Genomic DNA, 20261 nt, shown 5'->3' with positions numbered 1-20261 from the left:
TGGACCGACCGGGAGGTACCCCCCACATGTCCGCACGTCAGCTCCGTACCGGTCTCACCGTGCTCGCCGCCGCGACCCTCCTCGCCGCCTGCGGCGGCGGCGAGGCGGACACGCCCGCCGCGGAGGGTGAGGCCGGCGGCTTCGACCTCGTCTCGGACGGCACCCTCACCGCCTGCTCCGACGTGCCCTACCCGCCCTTCGAGGTCGAGGACACGTCTGCCCCCAGCGGCTACAGCGGCTTCGACATCGACCTCCTCCAGGCCGTCGCCGACGACCTCGGCCTCGAGCTCGCCGTCGAGGACGTCAGCTTCGACGCCCTGCAGTCCGGCACGGTCCTCGCCGCCGGGCAGTGCGACCTCGGCGCCTCGGCCATCACGATCACCGAGGAGCGGCAGGCGAACCTCGACTTCGCCGAGCCGTACTACGACTCCCTGCAGTCCCTCCTCGTCCCCGCGGACTCGGGCATCGAGTCGATCGAGGACCTCGAGGGCAAGACCGTGGGCGTCCAGCAGGGCACCACCGGGAAGAGCTACACCGAGGAGAACGCCCCCGAGGGCACCGAGATCGTCGAGTACCCCTCCGACGGCGAGCTGTGGCCCGCGCTGCAGGCCGGCCAGATCGACGCGATCCTCCAGGACCTCCCCGTCAACGTCGTCCACACCCAGGCCGACGAGGGCTTCGTCATCGTCGAGGAGTACGCCACCGACGAGAGCTACGGCTTCGCGCTGAGCAAGGACGGCAACCCCGAGCTCCTCGACGCGATCAACGAGTCCCTCGCCGGCCTCCGCGAGGACGGCACCTACCAGGAGATCTACGACTCCTACTTCGCCACCGACGCGTCGTAGCCGTGGCCATGCGCAGGACGACCCGGCGCCGCCTCACCCGCGGCGCGATGTACGTGGTGTTCCTCGCCGTCGTCGTGGCGGTCGTGCTCGCCACCGACTGGGCGCGCGTGCAGAACCAGTTCCTGCGCCTGGACATCGCCCGGGAGCAGTTCCCCCAGATCATCACCATCGCGCTGAAGAACACCATCGTCTTCACGGTGGTCTCGTTCCTCGGCGGGGTGGTGCTCGGCGTCGTCATGGCGCTGATGAAGCTCTCCTCCGTCCCGCCCTACCGCTGGTTCGCGACGGCGTACATCGAGCTGTTCCGCGGCCTGCCCGCCCTGCTGACGATCTTCGCGATGGCGTACGTCATCCCCATCGCGCTCGGCGTGCAGGTCCCGGGGGGCCAGGTCGGCGCCGGCCTCGTGGGCCTGATCCTCGTGGCGTCGGCGTACATGGCCGAGGTGATCCGCGCGGGCATCGAGGCGGTGCCGAAGGGCCAGGCCGAGGCCGCACGGTCCCTCGGCATGTCGCCCGCCCGGACGATGCTCTCGGTGATCCTGCCCCAGGGCTTCCGGATCATCATCCCGCCGATGACCAACGAGTTCGTGCTCCTGCTCAAGGACACGTCCCTGCTGTTCATCGCCGGCTCGACCGTCTTCACCAAGGAGCTGACGACCTTCGCACGCGACGGCCTCTCGGTGAACTCCAACGGCACCACCCTGGTGATGGCCGCGATGCTCTACCTGCTCATCACGATCCCGCTCACCCGGCTGGTCGCGGTGCTCGAGAGGAAGCTGGCGAAGACCCGATGAGCCCGACCACCGACGTCCCGGCGATCGAGATCCGGGACCTGCACAAGAGCTTCGGCGACCACGAGGTCCTCAAGGGCATCGACCTCACGATCGAGACCGGTGAGGTGGTGTGCGTCGTCGGACCGTCCGGGTCCGGGAAGTCCACCCTGCTGCGCACGGTCAACCTCCTCGAGGAGCCCACCAGCGGGTCCATCCGCATCGAGGGGGTCGACCTGCTCGATCCCGAGGTCGACGTCGACGAGGTCCGCACCCGGATCGGGATGGTCTTCCAGCAGTTCAACCTCTTCCCCCACATGACCGTCCTGCGCAACCTCACCATCGCCCAGGAGAAGGTCCTGCGCCGCAGCAGGGCCGAGGCCGACCGCGTCGCCCGGGAGATGCTCGAGCGGGTGGGCCTGGCCGACCGCGCCGACACCCACCCCGCCCACCTGTCGGGCGGGCAGCAGCAGCGGGTCGCCATCGCCCGGTCGCTGTCGATGAACCCCGACATGATGCTCTTCGACGAGCCCACCTCCGCGCTCGACCCGGAGCTGGTCGGCGAGGTCCTCGAGGTCATGCGCGGCCTGGCCCGCGAGGGCATGACGATGATGGTCGTCACGCACGAGATGGGGTTCGCCCGCGAGGTGGGCAGCCGCCTGATCTTCATGGACGACGGCGCGATCGTCGAGGAGGGCGACCCCACCGAGGTCCTGGCCAACCCCCGCCACGAGCGCACCCAGGCGTTCCTGTCCAAGGTCCTGTAGCCGGGCCGCCGTCCGGGGCCCTCCCGCCGCGCCGAAAGCGCGCCCCGGACGGGAGCGGCTCACCAGCCCCAGGTGCCGGGCTCACCCTTGAACGGGCCGACGACGCCCGAGGTGATCCAGCCGCCGTAGAAGCCGCCCGGCTGCGGGCGGACGACCTCGCCGTCGACGCGGCACTCGTCCATGGCACCGGGGTAGAGCGCGACGTGCTCGCGCAGCACCGCGAACGCCGGCGTCGGGTCGGGGTAGTGCCATGCGGCGCGCGCCGCGACCCGCCCGCCGCCCCGGACGTCGAGGTACGCCGCCCGTCCCTTCCACTCGCACACCGAGGAGCCCTCCGCGGGGACGAGGGCGCCGGCGGCGAAGTCGGCAACGGGGAGGTAGTACGTGGGCGGGTGGCTGGTCTCGAGCACCCGCAGCGCCGAGGTGGTCCGGGCGAGCACCTCCCCGCCGAGGACGACCTCGACCAGGGCGGACGTCGCCTCCACGCGCGGTGGGCGGGGGTAGTCCCAGACGGACTCCTCGCCGGGGCCGGGCGGGATGCGGCGCGTCGCGGTCATGGCACCAGCATCGCAGCACGCCAGGACCCGACGCTGTCGGCGACGACGTCCTCCCACGGGGTGGGCGTCAGCCCGAGGCTCGCGGTCGTGGCGGAGGAGTCGAGGACGAACGGACGCTCGAACTGGTGCAGCACCTCGTCGAGCTCGCGCAGCACCGGGACGAACGGGTAGGCCGGGCGCAGGGCCGCGCGCGGGACCCGGCGGATCCGGGGTGCGCGGACGCCGGCGCGCCGGGCGACGTCCTCCAGCAGGGTCCGCACCGGGACCGCCGGGTTCGTGGGCGCGTGCCACGCCCGGCCCCAGGCCCGCTCGTCCGTGGCGACCGCGGCGAGGGTTCGGGCGACGTCGCGCACGTCGGTGAAGCTGTGCGGGGCGTCGGGGTCCCCGAAGACCCAGGTGGCCCGCGAGGACCGACCGGGCGTAGCGGGCGAGGAGGCCGTTGGCCGGCCCGACGCCGGGACCGACGTAGTCCGCGGCACGGACCTCCACCGCGCGGACCCGTCCGGCCTCGTGCGCGGCGAGCGCGTCGCGCCACATCCCGGCCCGCAGCCTGCCCTTCTCCCCCGTGGCGGCGAGCGGCAGGTCGGGAGTCATCGGTCCGGTCACCGGGCCGTAGCCGTAGAGGTTGGACATGGTCACCAGCACCGCGCCCGACTCCTCCGCCGCGGCCAGGAGGGCGGCCGCCAGCGGGGGCCACTGCGCCGCCCAGTGCTCGTAGCTCGGCGGGTTCGCGCAGTTGTGGATCGCGACGGCCCCGGCGGCCTCCCGGGCGAGGACCCCGGGGACGGCGGCGTCGGCCGCCACCCGGGTGATCCCGTGACGCTCGGGCCCCCTCCCGGAACGGGTGACGAGCCGGACCTCGTTCCCCTCCTCCGCCAGCAGGACGGCGAGGGTGGAGCCGACGGGCCCGGCCCCGACGACGACGTGGAGCGGCATGGCAGGACCTCCGTGAGTGAGAACACTGTTCTTGTTGGAGAACACTGTGCTCTAGGAGCGGACGCACGTCAAGAGCACTGTTCACAGAAGTGGTCACCGCTCACAAGACCGTGGCAGGATGGACCGGTGCCGACCACCGCCCGCGAGCGCGTCCGCGCCGAGCTCACCCGTGAGATCACGGACGTCGCACGCCGCCAGCTCGCCGAGACCGGGGCGTCGTCGCTGTCGGTCCGGGCCGTCACCCGCGAGCTCGGGATGGCCCCGTCCGCCGTCTACCGGTACTTCCCCAGCCGCGACGCTCTCCTCACCGCGCTCATCATCGACGCCTACGAGGGGCTCGGCGCCGCGGCCGAGGCCGCCGAGGCCGGGTGTGTGCGCGAGGACCTCGCGGGCCGGTGGCTGGCGGTCTTCCGCGCGGTGCGCGGCTGGGCGCTGGCGCACCCGCACGAGTACGCGCTCATCTACGGCTCGCCGGTGCCGGGCTACGTCGCCCCGGCCGACACCGCCGTGCCGGCCGGGCGGGTGGCCCTGCTGCTGGCCGGCGTCGTCGTCGACGCCGCCCTCGGCCCCGGCCTGGTGCCCGCGGACGGACCCGACCTGCCGCCGGACCTGGCGGCGGACGCCGCGGCCAGGGTGGCCGAGATCGCCGCGACGATGCCGGACGCCGACCCGCTCGCGGGGCTCGACCCGCGCGCCGTCGTCGCGGTCGTCGACGCCTGGACGGTGCTCCTCGGTGCCGTGAGCTTCGAGCTCTTCGGCCACTACCACCGCGTCGTCGACGCGCGGGAGTCGCACCTGGACCACCTCGCCCGGACGGCGGGGCGCGCCGCGGGGGTGCCAGGGCTGTAAGCGTGCAGGTCGCTCCGGGTGGGGGGCGTCGTCACCGAGGGAGCGCTCCGGGTGCGGGGACCGGCCGGGAGGGCAACACTGGGGGTATCGACCCGCGCCGTCGGGTCCGGACGACCCGCGCCGTCGGGTCCAGACGAAAGGAACGACGCATGGGCATCGGAGGCAGCATCTTCCTCATCGCGCTCGGCGCGATCCTGTCCTTCGCGATCGCGGACATGATCTCCGGCGTGGACCTGACGATGGTGGGCTACATCCTCATGGTCGCCGGTGTGATCTGGCTGATCGCGTCGCTGATCATGCACCAGCAGCGCACCAACACCCGGCACACCGAGTACGTCGAGCGGCACGACGACCGCCGCGTGCGAGGCCCCAACGACCCGGTCTGACAGCTCCGGACCGCGGGCAGCACCGCCCGGACGGACCGCGTCGCGCTTCGGCATGCCCGGGCGGCGCGGTCCGTCTACGTTGGGGTGCCATGGGCCTCTCCCGCATCGCCGGCACGATCGACGACGCCGTCAACCGGAGCTCCGTCCGGTACCTCCGGAGCAAGGGCTGGCGCCCGCGCACCATCGGCCTGACGGGCTACGGCTCCGTCCAGAGCCTGCACGTGCTCGGCCGGGTGGTGATGTCGGACCCGGGCGAGGCCGGTGACGAGGGCGAGGAGATCGCGCCGGTCGGGCCGATCAACGTCGCCGCCGAGGCCCAGCGCGGCTGGCGCTCGTTCTTCACCGCACAGCCGGGCTTCCTTCCCGTCGTCGTGCGGGCGGGCGGCCAGGTGATCCGCACGACGACGGACCGCGGGGGCTACATCGACGTCATGGTCCGCGACCACGGGCTCGGCCCCGGCTGGCACGAGGTGGTCCTCGAGGCGCGGGCCGCCGAGCCCGTCACCGCGAAGGTGCTCGTGGTGGACCCCGAGGTCCGCGCCGGCATCGTCTCCGACATCGACGACACGATCATGGTCACGATGCTCCCCCGCATGTTCATCGCGGCCTGGAACACCTTCGTGCGCCACACCACCACCCGCAAGCCCGTGCCGGGGATGGCGGAGCTGTACCGCACCGTCCTGGAGGACAACCCCACGGCGCCGGTCTTCTACCTCTCCACCGGGGCGTGGAACACCGTGCCGAACCTGCGACGGTTCATGCGGACCCACGGCTACCCCGAGGGCCCGATGCTCATGACGGACTGGGGGCCGACGCCGACCGGCCTGTTCCGCTCGGGCGTGGAGCACAAGCGCACCCAGCTGCGGAACCTCATGATCACCTACCCCGACATCCGGTGGCTGCTCGTCGGCGACGACGGCCAGCACGACCCGATGGTCTACGACGAGGTCGCCCGCGAGCACCCCCGCCACGTGGCCGCCATCGCGATCCGCGAGCTGACCCCGGCCGAGCAGGTCCTCTCCCACGGCACCGCCGAGCCCATCGAGGAGCCGAACCCGTTGCGCAACGCCAACGCCGAGCACGGCGTCCCGACCGTCAAGGGCCGGGACGGGCACGCCCTGGCCGAGAACCTCCCCGACGTGCTCGTCGCCCGGCGCGAGCAGCGCCTCGCCGAGGAGGCGGAGGAGGCCCAGGCGGCCGAGGAGGCGGCGGCGCGCGCGACCGGGCGCCACTCCGCGCGCTGACCGGCTGACGGGCCCGCACGACCGCCGGGCCTCCCCGTTCGTTCACCGGCAGCGGCACGACCTGCACGTTCCGCCGGAAGCGGCCCTAACCTGCACGTTTCCGCCCGGCCACCTACACGTTCCGCCGGTAGCGGCCCCCCACGTCGAACAGCGCCTGCGTGATCTCCCCCAGCGAGCACACGCGCACGGCGTCCATGAGGACGTCGAAGACGTTGTCCCCGGCCAGCGCGGCCCGGCGGAGCCGCTCGAGAGCAGCGGGCCGCTCCGCGGAGTGCCGGGCCTGGAAGTCCCGGAGCCGGGCGATCTGGCCCCGCTTCTCCTCCTCCGTGGATCGCGAGAGCCGGCGCGGACCGTGCGCGGCGTCCGGCTCGCCGGCGGGCCGGTCGGGCGCGACGAACGTGTTGACGCCGACCACGGGCAGCGAGCCGTCGTGCTTGCGCCGCTCGTAGAGCATCGACTCGTCCTGGATCCGGCCGCGCTGGTAGCCGGTCTCCATGGCGCCCAGGACGCCGCCGCGTGCCGAGATCCTCTCGAGCTCGGCCAGCACCGCCTCCTCCACCAGCTCGGTGAGCTCGCCGAGGAGGAACGAGCCCTGGTTGGGGTTCTCGTTCGTCGACGGGCCCCACTCCTTGCCGATGACGAGCTGGATGGCCAGGGCGCGGCGCACCGACTCCTCGGTGGGGGTGGTGACGGCCTCGTCGTAGGCGTTGGTGTGCAGGGAGTTGGCGGCGTCGTTGAGCGCGATGAGGGCCTGCAGCGTGGTGCGGATGTCGTTGAAGGCCATCTCCTGGGCGTGCAGGGACCGCCCCGAGGTCTGGACGTGGTACTTCAGCCGCTGGCTGCGCTCGTTCGCCCCGTACCGCTCCCGCAGGACGATCGCCCAGACCCGGCGCGCCACCCGGCCCAGGACCGCGTACTCGGGGTCCATGCCGTTGGAGAAGAAGAACGACAGGTTCGGGGCGACGTCGTCCACGGCCATGCCGCGAGCGAGGTAGGCCTCGAGGTAGGTCAGACCGTTGGCGAGGGTGAAGGCGAGCTGGGTGATGGGGTTCGCGCCGGCCTCCGCGATGTGGTACCCGCTGATGGAGACCGAGTAGAAGCGGCGCACCTCGTGGGCGATGAACCACTCCTGGACGTCGGCCATGCACCGCAGGGAGAACTCGGTGGAGAAGATGCAGGTGTTCTGCCCCTGGTCCTCCTTGAGGATGTCGGCCTGGACCGTGCCCCGCACGTCACGGAGCGCCGCAGCCCGGACCTCCGCCGCCTCGTCGGCCCCCGGCGGACGGCCGTGCTCGCGCTCGAACGCCGCCAGGCGCTGGTCGATCGCGGTGTTGAGGAACATCGCCAGGACCGCGGGTGCCGGTCCGTTGATCGTCATGGAGACCGACGTGCCCGGCGCGCACAGGTCGAACCCGTCGTAGAGGGCCTTCATGTCGTCGAGGGTGGCGACCGAGACACCGGAGTTGCCGACCTTGCCGTAGACGTCGGGGCGCTCGTCGGGGTCGAACCCATAGAGGGTGACCGAGTCGAAAGCGGTCGACAGCCTGGTCGCGGGCTGGCCCTCCGCGAGGAGGTGGAAGCGCCGGTTGGTGCGGGCGGGGTCCCCCTCGCCGGCAAACATGCGGGCCGGGTGCTCGTCCACGCGGCGTCGGGTGAAGACGCCGGCCGTGTACGGGAAGTGCCCGGGCAGGTGCTCCGCCCGCAGCCACTGGAGCAGGTCGCCGTCGTCGTGCAGCCGGGGCAGCGCCAGCCGGGGGACGGGGGTGCCGGCGAGGGAGCGCGCCGGCTCGATCTCCCGCGCCGCCGCGGCGGCGTCCGGCCACCCGGTGAGGAGGGCGGTGGCGTCGTCGTCCACGGCGGCCCGCGCACCGGCGAGGAGCGCGTCGACGTCGGAGGTGTCGGCCTGGTCCGCGGCGAGCTGGGCACGGACGTCCTCCAGGCGCTGGAGCCGGCGGGCCGCCGTCGCCTGCCGCCGGGTGTCGTCGTGGTAGCGGCGGACCGCCTCGGCCGCCTCGGCGAGGTGGCGCTCCCGGTGGGCGGGAACGATCGGGGCGACGCGGGTGGACACCCGGCCGGGGACCGGTTCGAGCCGACCGGGTCCGAGGCGGGCGCCGGCCGCGACGAGGCGGTCACGGAGGTGCAGGTACAGGGCGGTGACGCCGTCGTCGTTGAACCGCGAGGCGATGGTGCCGAAGACCGGCAGCTCCGCGGACGGGTCCCAGACCTCCCGGTTGCGGGCGACCTGTCGGCGCACGTCGCGCAGCGCGTCCTCGGCGCCGCGCCGCTCGAACTTGTTGATGACGACGACGTCTGCGAGGTCGAGCATGTCGATCTTCTCGAGCTGGCTGGCGGCCCCGAACTCCGGCGTCATGACGTAGACGGGCACGTCCACGTGGCCGACGATGCCCGCGTCACCCTGGCCGATCCCCGGCGTCTCGACGACGACGACGTCGGCGCCCCACGCCCGGCAGGCCAGGACGACGTCGTCCAGCGCCGGGGGCAGCTCGGCCCCCCTGGTGGCCATGGAGCGGAAGGAGGTGCCCTCGTCGAGGGCGTTCATGCGGATGCGGTCGCCGAGCAGGGCGCCGCCGCCACGACGCCGGGTGGGGTCGACGGCCAGGACGGCGACCCGCGGGTCGCCGCCCTGGTCCAGGCGCAGGCGCCGGACGAGCTCGTCGGTGAGGGAGGACTTGCCCGACCCGCCGGTCCCGGTGATGCCGAGGACCGCGGCCGGCCGCGCGGACCCGGCGGCGCGCAGGGCGGTCAGCGCCGCGTCGTCGAGCCGGCCCAGCTCGAGGGCGGTGATCGTGCGGGCGAGCGCGCGTCGGTCGTCCCGCGCGGGGGGACTGCCCTCGGCGGCCTCCAGGGGGTCGACGTCGGCGGCCGCGACGATCGTGTTGACCATGCCGGGCAGGCCCAGGCGCTGCCCGTCCCCCGGGGAGAAGATCCGCACGCCGCGCTCGGCGAGGACGGCGATCTCCTCCGGGACGATGACGCCCCCGCCGCCGCCGAACACCCGCACGTGGCCACAGCCCACCTCGCTGAGCCGGTCGACGAGGTAGGCGAAGTACTCCAGGTGCCCGCCCTGGTAGGACGAGACCGCGACCGCCTGGGCATCCTCCTGGACGACGGCGTCGACCACCTCGGCCACGGACCGGTTGTGCCCCAGGTGGATGACCTCGCAGCCCTGCGACTGCAGGATGCGCCGGATGATGTTGATGGCGGCGTCGTGGCCGTCGAAGAGGCTCGCGGCCGTGACGACCCGGACGGGGTGGACCGGCACCTGCAGCTCGGGGGCGGACAGGGACGCGGTAGGGGCGGAGGCGCCGTCTGCCGGGCTGGGCGGGTTCTCGCCCGTGCCGGTCGGGACCTCGGGGGCGGGGCGTCGGGGGGGCGCGTCCACGCCCGCCGTCGTCACGCCGGTGTGCCCTTCGTTGGACATGTCCCGAGGTTACGACAGGGCGTCAAGGCGTCCCACGACGCGATCCCCGGGGGTTGCTGCACCACCGCCCTTGCCACCGCCACAGACCGGGGGCGAGGGCTGTCGACGGCAAGGGCGAGGTCTCCGACCTGATCCATGTGTGAGCACTGTTGGCCAAACGGACGTTCCGTTCGGCCCGGCGTCTTCCGTGTCCGGTTCATGCGCACCCGTCGGCACATCGAACGCGTGCAACAGCTACGAACACCTACAACTGGAACGAACGCCTGCAACAGGAACGAGCACTGCGATCACCGGGCCGAGCACGATTCCCGATCGGCCAACAGGCGCCGAAGCAACACCCGGTCCCGGCGCACCGGCGCGGGCCGGGCGTCGCCGGACGCGGCCCGAACGTCCAGCGCCAGCAGAAAGGTCCGCGGCGCGGCACGAACGTCCCGGCGTCGGAGGGACGTGCCGCACCGCCCTACACGGCCAGGCCGACGCCGAGCTGCCCCATGAAGGGGATCGGGTCGACCGGGATGCCGTTGACGCGGACCTCGAAGTGCAGGTGCGGGCCGGTGGAGTTGCCGGAGGACCCCACGCGGGCGATCTGCTGACCGGCGGTCACCTGGTCCCCCACACGCACGAGGATGCCGGACGGCCAGGGATGGACGTACCTCGTCTGCACCCCGCCGCCGTGGTCGACCGCCACCATGTAACCGGTGTTCCCCCCGCTCGAGGGCCCCGCGATGGTGACGACCCCGGGACCGACGGCGTAGATCGGGGTGCCGTCGGGAGCGGCGAGGTCGGCGCCGGAGTGGAGCTGGCGAACGCCGGTGACCGGGTTGACCCGCATGCCGAACGCCGAGGTGTAGCGCACGGTGCCCAGCAGGGGGACGGTCCAGCCGTCGGCGGTCAGCCCGGCGGCGGAGATGGCGCTGCAGGGGGATGGTCCGGCGAGGGCGGCGATCGCGTCGAGGTCCTGCCCGGCCAGGCCGGTGACCACCGCGACGGCGGCCGGCCAGTACCGCTCGTAGTGATAGGGGTCGGCGTTGATCTGCACGCGGTGGGCGACGATCGTCGGGGGCAGCGACCACCGGTCCGGCAGTCGCGACAGCGCCTGGAAGAACATGGTCGCGGACGCGGTGGGGTCCATCCGCTGCTCGTAGGTGCCCCAGGCGCCGTTGTCGCGCTGCTGGAACAGTCCGCGGGAGTCGGGGCCGACGGCGTCGCCGTGGTCGAGCACCTGCAGGCCGGACTCCCCCATCGCGGTCATGACGCCGATGGTCTGGTCCCGGGCGCCGAGGCCGAGGTCAGCGCCCGCGTTGACGATCGCCGCGGCGTTGGCGAGCTGGACGCCGCTGTACCCGGAGATCTCTGCGGTCTCGACCCCGGCGGCGTCGACGATCCGCACCGACCCTCCGGTGACGTTGCAGTCCGCCAGCGGGGAGCGGTCGGCGTCCATGTACAGCACGAGCCCGACGAGTCCCACGAGCGAGGCGACGAGGAACCCGACGAGGAGCGTGACGACCGTCCTGGCACGGAGGCGCATCACGCCACCCCCTCGGGCGGCTCGACGCGCTCGACGAGCCACGACGTGGGCCCGTCCTGACGGCTGAGGAGCACCCGGTACGTCCCGGCGTCAGTGGGTACCTCGACCCGTGCGAGGTAGACGCTCGACTCGTCGACGAGGACGGCCGGCCCCGGCCCGACCGTGGTGGCAGCGATCGAGGCGGGCTGGACCCACTGGTAGTCCTGCTGCGCGGCGGGGCTGAGGAAGCCCGAGAACTCTCCCCACCAGGCGTCCGGGTCGAGCGCGGGCCGGGCGTAGGCGGTCATCACCGCGGTCGCGGTGGCGACGGCGGCGGCCCGCGACTCCTCGTCCCAGACCGGGGCGGGCGCCCCGGTCGCCGAGCCGAGATCACCCTCCATGGGTTCCCCGGTGGCGGTCGGAACCGCCGGCAGCGGCGCGGGAGCGGCGGTGGTGGCGGGCGCCGACGGCGCCGGGGACCCGGGCTCGTCCGAGCACGCGCCGAGGAGCGCGCCCGCGAGCAGGAGCGACACCACCGCCGTGCCCGCACGCACCGAGCCCATCGCTCGCACGCTCCCTCATTTTGGGGGCCAGATCGGGACCATTTACATCTGTGCTCGCATCCCGTTCTACGACACGATGATCCCAGAAGGACGCATGATGGGTGTCCGTACTGGTGCACCGGGCAGGTGTCGGCGCGAATGGGGTTGGTATGGGCAGGCACCCGGAAGGGACAAGGGCACGCTCGACTGCGGCCGGCGACTACTTCCCGCTGCCCACCGGCCCGGCCACGCCCCAGCGCGGCGTCCGCGCCCCCGCCGAGGGCCTCGCCGCCCGCGAGCGCCACGAGCGCGCCGCCCCGTGGTGGCTCGGCACCCACGGCGGCGCCGGGGAGACGACCCTGGCCGGCGCGGTCGCGGGCTCGGCCGCAGCCGGGCATGCCTGGCCCGTGCCCTCGGACCTCTCCCGCCCGCAGGACGTCGTCCTCGTCGCCCGCACCCACCTCACCGGCCTGCGCGCCACCCAGCTCGCCGCCACCCAGTGGGCCTCGGGCTCGGTGCCCGGCGTGACGCTCGTCGGGCTCGTCCTGCTCGCCGACGCCCCCGGCCGCCTCCCCCGGGCGCTGCGCGAGCTCGCCGACCTCGTCAGCGGCGGGGTGCCGCGGGTCTGGCACCTGCCCTGGGTCGAGGCCTGGCGCCTCGGCGACGAGCCGCGGCCGGTCCCGCGCGAGCTCACCCGGCTGATTCACGACCTCGACTCGCTCCTGCCGGGCCGGGGGGTCTGAGCACATGGTGCTGCCCGCCGCCGCCCTGGCCCTCCTGGCCAACGTGCCCAACCCGGGCGAGGGGGAGGCGCCACCCGGGACCGAGGGGTTCCTCGAGGTCCTGGCGTGGACCAAGTGGATCGCCCTGGGCATCTGCGTCCTCGGCCTCATCGTTGCCGGCGCGATGATGGGCATCAGCTCCCGCCGCGGTGAGGGCGGGGAGCACCTGGGCCGGATCGGCATGGCCCTGGCCGGGGTCATCGTCATCTCGGCGTCGTACTTCCTCGTCGGAGCCCTCGCCTGAGCAGGCGCCCCATGGCCGACGACCTCGACGACCGCAGCGTGTGGGCTCGGCCGGTCTTCCTCGTCTCCGCGGTCCTCGTCGTGGCCGTCGTCGTCCTCGGCGTGTGGCTCGCCGTCGCCAACGAGCGGCGCGACGACGGCGCCCCGCCGGCCGCGACGGCGCCGGCCACCGGCGGGCCGGACGGGGCCGCCGCCACCGGCGAGCCCACCGGTGAGCCCGGCGACGACCCCACCACCGACGGCAGCGACGACCCGACCGCAGACGCGGACGGCGCGACGGACGGACCCGCCGACGACGGCGAGCCCGGCGACGGCGCCACCGGCGCTGCGCCGCCGGCCGGCACCGACGACACCGCCGACCCCGCCGCCGCGGGTGAGCCGAGCGTCTGCGGCATGGGCCCGGCCCAGACGGACGGCACGGTCACCCGGGCGCCCGAGGGCGTGGCCTGGGAGCTGGTGGGCACGGTGGCCGCCCCGGCCCTGCCGGGGACCGGCCCCGGCGTGAAGGAGCCGGACGGCTTCCGGTCCTGCTACGCCCAGAGCCCCACCGGCGCGCTGCTCGCCGCGGCGAACATCGTCGCGATGGGGTCGGTCGACGCCCTCCTGCCGCGCACGACGGCGGAGCTCACCGCGACCGGGCCCGGCCGTGACGCCGCCGTGGCACGCCTCGACGCCGAGGCCGCGGACGCCGCGGCAGCGGACTCAGCCGCCGTGACCGCGACGCCTACCGCAGGGGCAACGGGCGCCACCACCGAGCCCACGGCAGCCACCACCGCCCCGCCGGCACCCGCACCCGTCCCGCTGCCGGCGACCGTCGCCCGGTACCAGATCCGCGGCTTCCACGTCATCGCCTACGACGGCGCCTCCGCGAGCGTCGACATCGCCCTGGGCCTGGACAACGGCGCCCTGGGCAGCTTCGTCGTCGACCTCCTCTGGCAGGGCGGGGACTGGAAGGTCCGCCTCACCGACATCGGCACGCTGCCCACCCCGCCGGCGCAGATCCCCAACCTCGCCGGCTACACCGTCTGGTCGGGGGCCTGATGAGCACCCGGACCGGCTGCGACCCCCTCGACGTCGCCTGCACCACCTCGAGCTGGACCACCGACGGCGGCACGGGCGCGCTCGAGCAGCTCGCCGGGGCCGTGCGCGAGGCCCTCGACACCACGCTCGGCTCGCTGGGGACGATGTGGACGTCGATCGTCACGCCGTCGCTCACCGACGGTGACGCCCCGGTGGTCGCCCCGGGCGAGGTGGCGCCCGGGAGCGTGGAGACGGTCAACACCGTCCTGTCCTGGGTGCTGTGGGTCTCGCTCGGCATCGCGGTGATGTCGATCATCGCCCTCGGCGCGGCGATGGCCCTCAAGGGCCGGCGTGGGGAGGCCGAGGGTCAGCTGGGCCGCCTCGGGGTCGTCCTCGGCGCCGTCATCCTCGTCTCGTCCGCCTCGGCCATCGTCAGCGCCCTCGTCCCGCCCGAGCGGTTCGCGGCCTCCGGCGGCGGACCGGCGGCGGCGACGCAGAACGCGCTGTGGTGGTTCACCGCGGCGATGGCCGTGCTCTCGGTGATGGTGGCCGGGGCGAAGATGGCCTGGGAGCAGCGCGCCGCCCCCGGCCGGGACCTCGTGCGCTCCCTCCTCACGCTCGTCGTCGTCGCCGGGGCGGGCCTGACCGTCATCGGGCTCGCCGTCGTCGCCGCGGACTCCTTCGCGGCCTGGCTGCTCGAGCGGGTCACGGGTGGGGCGGACTTCGGCACGCAGGTCGAGGCGATGCTCACCTTCTCCGACGACCTCGGCGTCCTGATCGTCATCGTCCTGGGGCTCGCGGCGCTGGCGGTCTCCTTCGCCCAGATCATGCTCATGGTCCTGCGCGCGGCGATGCTCGTCATCCTCGCGGGGATCTTCCCGCTCTCGGCCTCCTTCACCAACACCGCGATCGGTCGCACCTGGTTCCACCGGGTGGTCGCCTGGATCATCGCGTTCGTCCTGTACAAGCCGGCCGTCGCGATCGTCTACGCCACCGCCTTCCAGCTGCGCGACCAGAACGTCTTCGCCGACGACGGCTCCGGTCTCGTGCCGGTCCTGACCGGCATCATCCTCATGACGCTGGCCCTGCTCGCGCTGCCGGCGCTCATCAGCGTCGCGGCCCCGCTGGTGGGCACCGTGACCGGCACGGCCGGGCCCGCGACGACGACCACCTCGACGTCGACCTCCGCCGCACTGCCCACCGGCGCCGTCCCGGTCCCCCGGGTACGCGCCGGCGGCGCCGGACCCGCCGGTGCGGTGGGCACCGCCGGCCGTGTGACGCAGCTCGGTCCGTCCGGCGCCCGCGCCGAGATCGGCGCCGCACCGGTGCCCGGCGCAGCCGCGGCCGGCGCGGCCACCCAGGGGGCACCCGTGCTGCCCGTCCCGGCCGGCGCGCGCGACGCCATCGCCCCGGACGGCCGGGTCCCCGCCGGCGGCCCCGGTGAGGACGGCGAGAGCGCCGAGGCGGACGACGGCGGTGCGACGGCGGCCCCCGAGAGGCAGGATGGTCCCGACGTGAACGGGCACGGCAACGGGCACGGCACGAACGGGACGGGCGGCCCACCCCGCCTGACCAGCAAGGGAGATGGTCGACGTGGCAGCAGCCGCTGACCCCGCCGGGCACGCGCCCCGGACCTACGGCAACTGGCGTCGCCCGACGTCACCGGGCCTGCTCGGCCTGGGCACCGTCGGCACGATGATCCTGCTCGGCGGGCTCATCGTCGTCGTCCTGGTCGTCATGCTCGCCGACCTCATCACCGCGCTGCTCGTGGCCGCGGCCCTCGGCGTCGTCCTGCTCTCCATCGCGGTGCGCGACAAGCACGGGATGAACGCCGTCGACAAGGGCACCGCCCGCGTGGGGTGGTGGCGCCAGCGCACGGCCGGCGAGCACCTCTACCGCTCAGGACCCCTGGGCCGGACCCCGTGGGGCACCCACCAGCTGCCCGGCCTCGCGGCGGCGTCGCGCCTGACCGAGCACCACGACTCCTACGGCCGGCCGTTCGCCCTCGTCTACGTCCCGGCGACGACGTCGTACACCGTCGTCATCGGCACCGAGCCGGACGGCGCGGCCCTTGTCGACGAGGAGCAGGTGGACGCCTGGGTCTCGGACTGGGGGCTGTGGCTGGCGAACCTCGGGGACGAGCCCGGCATCATCGCCGCGTCCGTGACGGTCGAGACCGCGCCCGACACGGGCACGCGCCTGCGCCGCGAGGTCACGACCCACCTCGACCCCGACGCCCCCGAGTTCGCCCGGCGCCTGCTCGCCGAGACCGTGCGGGACTACCCCGCCGGCTCCTCCACGGTCCGCGCGTACGTGGCCCTGACCTTCACTGCCGCCCGCGGCGGCGGCAAGCGGCGCAAGCCCGCGGAGTTCGCCCGCGAGCTCGGCGCCCGACTGCCCGCGCTCACCGCGGAGCTCCAGGCCACCGGCGCCGGCCCGGCCCACCCGGTCGACGCCCTCGAGCTGTGCGAGATCGTGCGGGTCGCCTACGACCCCGCCGCGGCGACCGCCATCGACGAGGCCCACGCGACCGGGGAGGTCCCGCCGCTCACGTGGTCCGACGTCGGCCCCACCGCCCACGAGACGTCGTGGGACGCCTACCGCCACGACTCGGGGCTGTCCGTCACCTGGGCGATGACCGGTGCGCCGCGCGGCAACGTCCAGTCCTCGATCCTCGCCCGGCTCCTCGCCCCGCACCGCGACATCGCCCGCAAGCGCGTCACCCTCCTCTACCGGCCCATCGACGCCGCCTCCGCCGCGGCGATCGTCGAGGCGGACCTGCGCGCCGCCCAGTTCCGCCAGACCGCCACGGACAAGCCCACCGCGCGTGACGTCCTGGCCACCCGGGCCGCCGCCCTGACCGCCCAGGAGGAGGCCGCCGGGGCCGGCCTGGTCAACTTCGGCATGCTCGTCACCGCCACCGTCATGGACACCGGCCGGGAGATGGACGCCCGCGCCGCGGTGGAGAACCTCGCCGCCACCGCACGCCTGCGGCTGCGGCCGGTGTACGGCTCCCAGGACTCCGCGTTCGCCGCCGCCCTGCCCCTCGGGCTCGTACTCCCCCGGCACGTCTCGCTGCCCAGCGAAGTGCGGGACCGGCTGTGAGGGGGCGCGCAACGTGAGCACCAGGGCGAAGGACGACGCCGGCGGGCCTCGCCGGGCGGGCCCCCGCGGCTGGGCCGGCCTGGGCCGCGGGGCGGCGAAGGTCGTCCAGCCCGTCCCGGAGTGGCGCGGCTCCACGCGGCAGGTGTGCGGGCTGTGGCCCTACGCGATCGGCACCGGCACACCCATGGTGGGGGTGCCGCTGGGCCGGAACATGATCTCCGGCGCCACGGTGTGCTGCGACCCGGTCTCGTGGTTCCAGCGCGCGAACCTCATCTCCAACCCGTCCGCGTTCGTGCTGGGGCTGCCGGGCCTGGGCAAGTCCACGCTCGTGCGCCGGATGGCCGCCGGGCTGGCCGGGTACGGGGTCATGCCGCTCGTCCTGGGCGACCTCAAGCCCGACTACGTCGACCTCATCGAGGCCCTCGGCGGGCAGGTCATCTCCCTCGGCGGGTCACGCGGGTACATCAACGTGCTCGACCCCGGCGAGGCCACCTCCGCGGCGGAGCGCCTGACCGGCTCGGCCCGGCAGATGGTCCTCGCCGACGCCCACGACCGCCGCCTGGCGATGGTCTCCTCGCTGCTGACCATCCTGCGCGCCGCCCCGCCCGGGGACCGCGAGGAGACGATCCTCGACCGGGCCCTGACGGTGCTGGACGAGCGGCACGACGGGGTGCCGGTCCTGCCCGACCTGCTCCGCATCATCCGGGAGGCGCCGGACCCGGTGCGCCAGGTGGCGCTCGACCGCGGCTCGATCGACCGGTACCAGTCGCTGACGGAGAACCTCGAGGCCTCGCTCATCGGTCTCGTCGACGGCGGCCGGCTGGGCCGGACGTTCTCCCGGCCGACGTCGAGCCCGATGCGCCGCGACCGGCCCGTCGTCTACGACGTCTCGCACATCGACGACGCCCAGACCGACCTCCAGGCGGCCGTCATGCTCGCGTGCTGGTCCGCCGGGTTCGGCATGGTCAACGTCGCCAACGCCCTCGCCGACGCCGGGGTGGAGCCGCGCCGGCACTACTTCGTCGTCCTCGACGAGCTGTGGCGGGTGCTGCGCGCCGGCCGGGGCCTCGTGGACCGGGTGGACGCCCTCACCCGCCTCAACCGCACCCGCGGCGTGGGGACGGCAATGATCTCGCACACGATGTCGGACCTCCTGGCGCTGCCCGCCGAGCAGGACCGCATGAAGGCCCGCGGATTCGTCGAGCGCTCGGGGATGGTCATCGCCGGCGGCCTGCCCGGGGCGGAGATGGCCATGCTCACCCAGGCCGTGCCGCTCTCGCGGGCCGAGCAGGAGATGCTCATCGGCTGGCAGGACCCGCCGGCGTGGGACCCCATCCACAACCGCGAGACCGCACCACCCGGGCGCGGGAAGTTCCTCATCAAGGTCGGCGGCCGGCCCGGCATCCCCGTGCAGGTCCAGCTCACCAGCGTCGAGATGGGCATCCACGACACCAACAAGCGCTGGGAGGAGGTCTCCCGCGTCGGGCCCGTGTCCCGCCCGGAGAACCGCCTCGAGGACCGCCCGGAGGACCGGCCCCAGGTTCGCCGGGAGGACCGTCCCGACGACGACGCCGAGCTGCGCGGGGTCCACCCCGTGCGCTGACGACCCCTCGCTGACCGCCCCCGGTCGCCGACCGGCGTCAGTCCTCCTCGTCCTCGTCCTCGTCCTCGATCTCACCCGGCTGCGTCGTCCCGGCGACGTCGCCCCACGTCGCCCGGGCACCGCTCTCCCCCACGCGGTAGACCTGGACCCCCGCCAGGAGCGCCGTGACGACGGCGAGGGCGGCGACCACCGCGGTGAGCGGGCCGGTGCCGCCCCGCCGCAGCAGCGTGAGGAGCCACAGCACGACGGCCAGGGCGATCCCGATGACCACCAGCTGCTCGCCGAGCTCGGCGTGGACACCGGGCTCACCCACCCGCTCCTCCAGGGCCTCGCCCGACTCGGACGCGACCGGCAGCAGCACCGCAGCGGCCGTCGCCACGAGCGCCACCAGCAGGGTGAAGGGACGCAGCCGGGGCACCGCCACGACGGCGAGGGTGCCCAGGACCGCCAGGGGCAGGAGCACGACGACGGCGTGGACGACGAGGGGGTGCAGCGGCAGTCCGTCGACGAGGTCGAGCATCGCGGTTCCTCCGGTCCGAGACCCCGGCGAGATGAGCGCCCGGTGGGCCGACGCTACCGTCCGCCGTCCCCCGGTGGACCCGTTTTCCCCGGCGGCTGCGGCGCACCGGCACAGACTCGGCCGCGGCGTCGTCGCGAGCCCGGCGGGCGAGCCGGCGGAACCTTGGCATGATGGCGGTGCAGCAGGTGGCGGCGATAAGAGGGGGCAGCGGGTGGCAGCGCAACGCGACCTCGTCGTCGCCGAGCTCGTCGCCGTCATCACCGCGGTCCAGGACCGGGAACCGCTCGTCCTGACGACGGCGGACGGCCGGCGCCTGCCCTCGGGCCCGCTCGAGCCCGGCCACCGCTCCATGCAGGCGGGGATGCGCTCGTGGGTCGAGCAGCAGACCGGCTACGACCTCGGCTACGTCGAGCAGCTCTACACCTTCGCCGACCGCGACCGGGGGGACCGGCCCGTCCTGGAGGTCTCCTACCTCGGGCTGACGACCGTCCCGGCCCGGACGGCGCAGTGGCGCGGCTGGTACGAGTACTTCCCGTGGGAGGACCGCCGCGACGGCGACGACACGGTGGCCCGCACCATCGCCCCCGCGCTGGCCCGCTGGGCAGAGGCCGCCCGGGACGAGGACCGTGAGCGCCGCCGCCTGCGCGCCGCGGTGACCTTCGGGCTGGACGGCCGGCCCTGGCTGCCGGGCCTGACGCTGCAGCGCTACGAGCTGCTGTACGAGGCCGGGCTCGTGCCCGAGGCGCACGGGGACCGCCGGGGGCCCGGCGGGAACGGCTCAGGCCCCGGCGACGGCGTGCCGGGCGCCGACATGGACCGCCACCACCGCCGCATCCTCGCCACCGGCGTGGCCAGGCTGCGGGCCAAGATCCAGTACCGCCCGGTCGTCTTCGAGCTCATGCCCGGGGCCTTCACGCTCGGCGGCCTGCAGACGACGGTCGAGGCGCTGGCCGGTCAGCACCTGCACAAGCAGAACTTCCGCCGGCTCGTGGAGCAGCAGGAGCTGGTCGAGGAGACCGGCGACGTCGACGCCGACACCGGCGGGCGGCCGGCGAAGCTCTTCCGGTTCCGCCGCCAGGTGCTCGACGAGCGCGAGGCCGCCGGCACGAAGCTCCCGATCCCGCGCACGCGCTGAACCGCTGA

At 74.2% G+C, this 20261-nt stretch carries 19 protein-coding genes; 13 read left to right on the top strand and 6 right to left on the bottom strand.

The genetic code is table 11. From position 1 onward, the window contains the following. Positions 1-26: 26 nt before the first annotated feature. Genes AAEM63_RS01340 through AAEM63_RS01330 form a run of 3 tightly spaced genes read left to right on the top strand, consistent with a single transcriptional unit; the run spans position 27 to position 2382 of the window. Positions 27-845, top strand: a complete 819-nt coding sequence (locus AAEM63_RS01340; RefSeq protein ID WP_341359940.1) for a transporter substrate-binding domain-containing protein — start codon at positions 27-29, stop codon at positions 843-845. 8 nt (positions 846-853) lie between these two features. Further along, positions 854-1639, top strand: coding sequence for an amino acid ABC transporter permease (locus AAEM63_RS01335; protein ID WP_341359939.1), 786 nt, complete (start codon positions 854-856; stop codon positions 1637-1639). After that, the gene (locus AAEM63_RS01330) at positions 1636-2382 is read left to right on the top strand and encodes an amino acid ABC transporter ATP-binding protein (protein ID WP_341359938.1); all 747 of its coding nucleotides are present in this window, start codon (positions 1636-1638) and stop codon (positions 2380-2382) included. The genes AAEM63_RS01335 and AAEM63_RS01330 overlap by 4 nt, the downstream gene beginning before the upstream one ends. 59 nt (positions 2383-2441) lie before the next feature. On the opposite strand, the gene AAEM63_RS01325 is transcribed toward AAEM63_RS01330, so the two are convergent. Together AAEM63_RS01325 and AAEM63_RS01320 are read right to left on the bottom strand one after the other, a co-directional pair. Further along, complete coding sequence (locus tag AAEM63_RS01325) at positions 2442-2939, bottom strand: DUF427 domain-containing protein (protein WP_341359937.1); 498 nt, start codon at positions 2937-2939, stop codon at positions 2442-2444. Beyond that, a complete protein-coding gene (locus AAEM63_RS01320) occupies positions 2936-3418 on the bottom strand; it encodes a hypothetical protein (RefSeq protein WP_341359936.1) in 483 nt (160 codons plus the stop codon). Before AAEM63_RS01320 ends, AAEM63_RS01325 begins: the two co-directional genes overlap by 4 nt. Before the next feature lie 583 nt (positions 3419-4001). On the opposite strand from AAEM63_RS01320, the gene AAEM63_RS01315 reads away from it, so the two are divergent. The 3 genes from AAEM63_RS01315 (at position 4002) to AAEM63_RS01305 (ending at position 6354) form a co-directional block, all read left to right on the top strand. Further along, positions 4002-4724, top strand: a complete 723-nt coding sequence (locus AAEM63_RS01315; protein ID WP_341359935.1) for a TetR/AcrR family transcriptional regulator — start codon at positions 4002-4004, stop codon at positions 4722-4724. Positions 4725-4873: 149 nt separating this feature from the next. After that, positions 4874-5110, top strand: coding sequence for a DUF6458 family protein (locus AAEM63_RS01310; protein ID WP_123916264.1), 237 nt, complete (start codon positions 4874-4876; stop codon positions 5108-5110). Positions 5111-5199: 89 nt separating this feature from the next. After that, the gene (locus tag AAEM63_RS01305; RefSeq protein WP_341359934.1) at positions 5200-6354 is read left to right on the top strand and encodes a phosphatase domain-containing protein; all 1155 of its coding nucleotides are present in this window, start codon (positions 5200-5202) and stop codon (positions 6352-6354) included. Positions 6355-6466: 112 nt separating this feature from the next. On the opposite strand, the gene icmF is transcribed toward AAEM63_RS01305, so the two are convergent. The 3 genes from icmF to AAEM63_RS01290 all read right to left on the bottom strand — a co-directional run bounded on the left by icmF (position 6467) and on the right by AAEM63_RS01290 (position 11875). Further along, positions 6467-9796: a fused isobutyryl-CoA mutase/GTPase IcmF gene (gene icmF / locus AAEM63_RS01300; RefSeq protein WP_341359933.1), complete on the bottom strand. Its 3330-nt coding sequence runs from the start codon at positions 9794-9796 to the stop codon at positions 6467-6469. Positions 9797-10256: 460 nt separating this feature from the next. Further along, positions 10257-11324 (bottom strand): M23 family metallopeptidase, encoded by a 1068-nt coding sequence (locus AAEM63_RS01295; RefSeq protein WP_341361282.1) that lies wholly within the window; start codon positions 11322-11324, stop codon positions 10257-10259. Further along, complete coding sequence (locus tag AAEM63_RS01290) at positions 11324-11875, bottom strand: hypothetical protein (protein ID WP_341359932.1); 552 nt, start codon at positions 11873-11875, stop codon at positions 11324-11326. Before AAEM63_RS01290 ends, AAEM63_RS01295 begins: the two co-directional genes overlap by 1 nt. A gap of 140 nt (positions 11876-12015) precedes the next feature. Between AAEM63_RS01290 and AAEM63_RS01285 the strand changes: the two genes are divergently transcribed. From AAEM63_RS01285 to AAEM63_RS01260, 6 genes are read left to right on the top strand one after another with little or no spacing between them, the layout of a single operon-like run. Continuing rightward, positions 12016-12588, top strand: a complete 573-nt coding sequence (locus tag AAEM63_RS01285; RefSeq protein ID WP_123916256.1) for a DUF6668 family protein — start codon at positions 12016-12018, stop codon at positions 12586-12588. Between the two features lie 4 nt (positions 12589-12592). Next, complete coding sequence (locus AAEM63_RS01280) at positions 12593-12871, top strand: hypothetical protein (RefSeq protein ID WP_341359931.1); 279 nt, start codon at positions 12593-12595, stop codon at positions 12869-12871. Between the two features lie 11 nt (positions 12872-12882). Then, complete coding sequence (locus AAEM63_RS01275; RefSeq protein ID WP_341359930.1) at positions 12883-13911, top strand: hypothetical protein; 1029 nt, start codon at positions 12883-12885, stop codon at positions 13909-13911. Next, the gene (locus AAEM63_RS01270) at positions 13911-15500 is read left to right on the top strand and encodes a hypothetical protein (RefSeq protein ID WP_341359929.1); all 1590 of its coding nucleotides are present in this window, start codon (positions 13911-13913) and stop codon (positions 15498-15500) included. Before AAEM63_RS01275 ends, AAEM63_RS01270 begins: the two co-directional genes overlap by 1 nt. Further along, positions 15484-16995 carry an SCO6880 family protein gene (locus tag AAEM63_RS01265; RefSeq protein ID WP_341359928.1) on the top strand — a complete coding sequence of 504 codons (1512 nt, stop codon included), beginning with the start codon at positions 15484-15486 and terminating at the stop codon, positions 16993-16995. Before AAEM63_RS01270 ends, AAEM63_RS01265 begins: the two co-directional genes overlap by 17 nt. Positions 16996-17008: 13 nt before the next feature. Further along, positions 17009-18598: an ATP/GTP-binding protein gene (locus AAEM63_RS01260; RefSeq protein WP_341359927.1), complete on the top strand. Its 1590-nt coding sequence runs from the start codon at positions 17009-17011 to the stop codon at positions 18596-18598. Positions 18599-18635: 37 nt separating this feature from the next. On the opposite strand, the gene AAEM63_RS01255 is transcribed toward AAEM63_RS01260, so the two are convergent. Further along, positions 18636-19118 (bottom strand): DUF2231 domain-containing protein, encoded by a 483-nt coding sequence (locus AAEM63_RS01255; RefSeq protein ID WP_341359926.1) that lies wholly within the window; start codon positions 19116-19118, stop codon positions 18636-18638. Between the two features lie 211 nt (positions 19119-19329). Between AAEM63_RS01255 and AAEM63_RS01250 the strand changes: the two genes are divergently transcribed. Further along, positions 19330-20253, top strand: a complete 924-nt coding sequence (locus AAEM63_RS01250; protein ID WP_341359925.1) for a hypothetical protein — start codon at positions 19330-19332, stop codon at positions 20251-20253. The last annotated feature ends 8 nt before the right edge of the window (positions 20254-20261 follow it).

The sequence above is a fragment of the Georgenia sp. M64 genome (genome assembly GCF_038049925.1).
Lineage (GTDB): Bacteria > Actinomycetota > Actinomycetes > Actinomycetales > Actinomycetaceae > Georgenia.
Note: the sequence above shows the minus strand (reverse complement) of the source record. Positions and strands in the feature narration are given on the sequence as shown.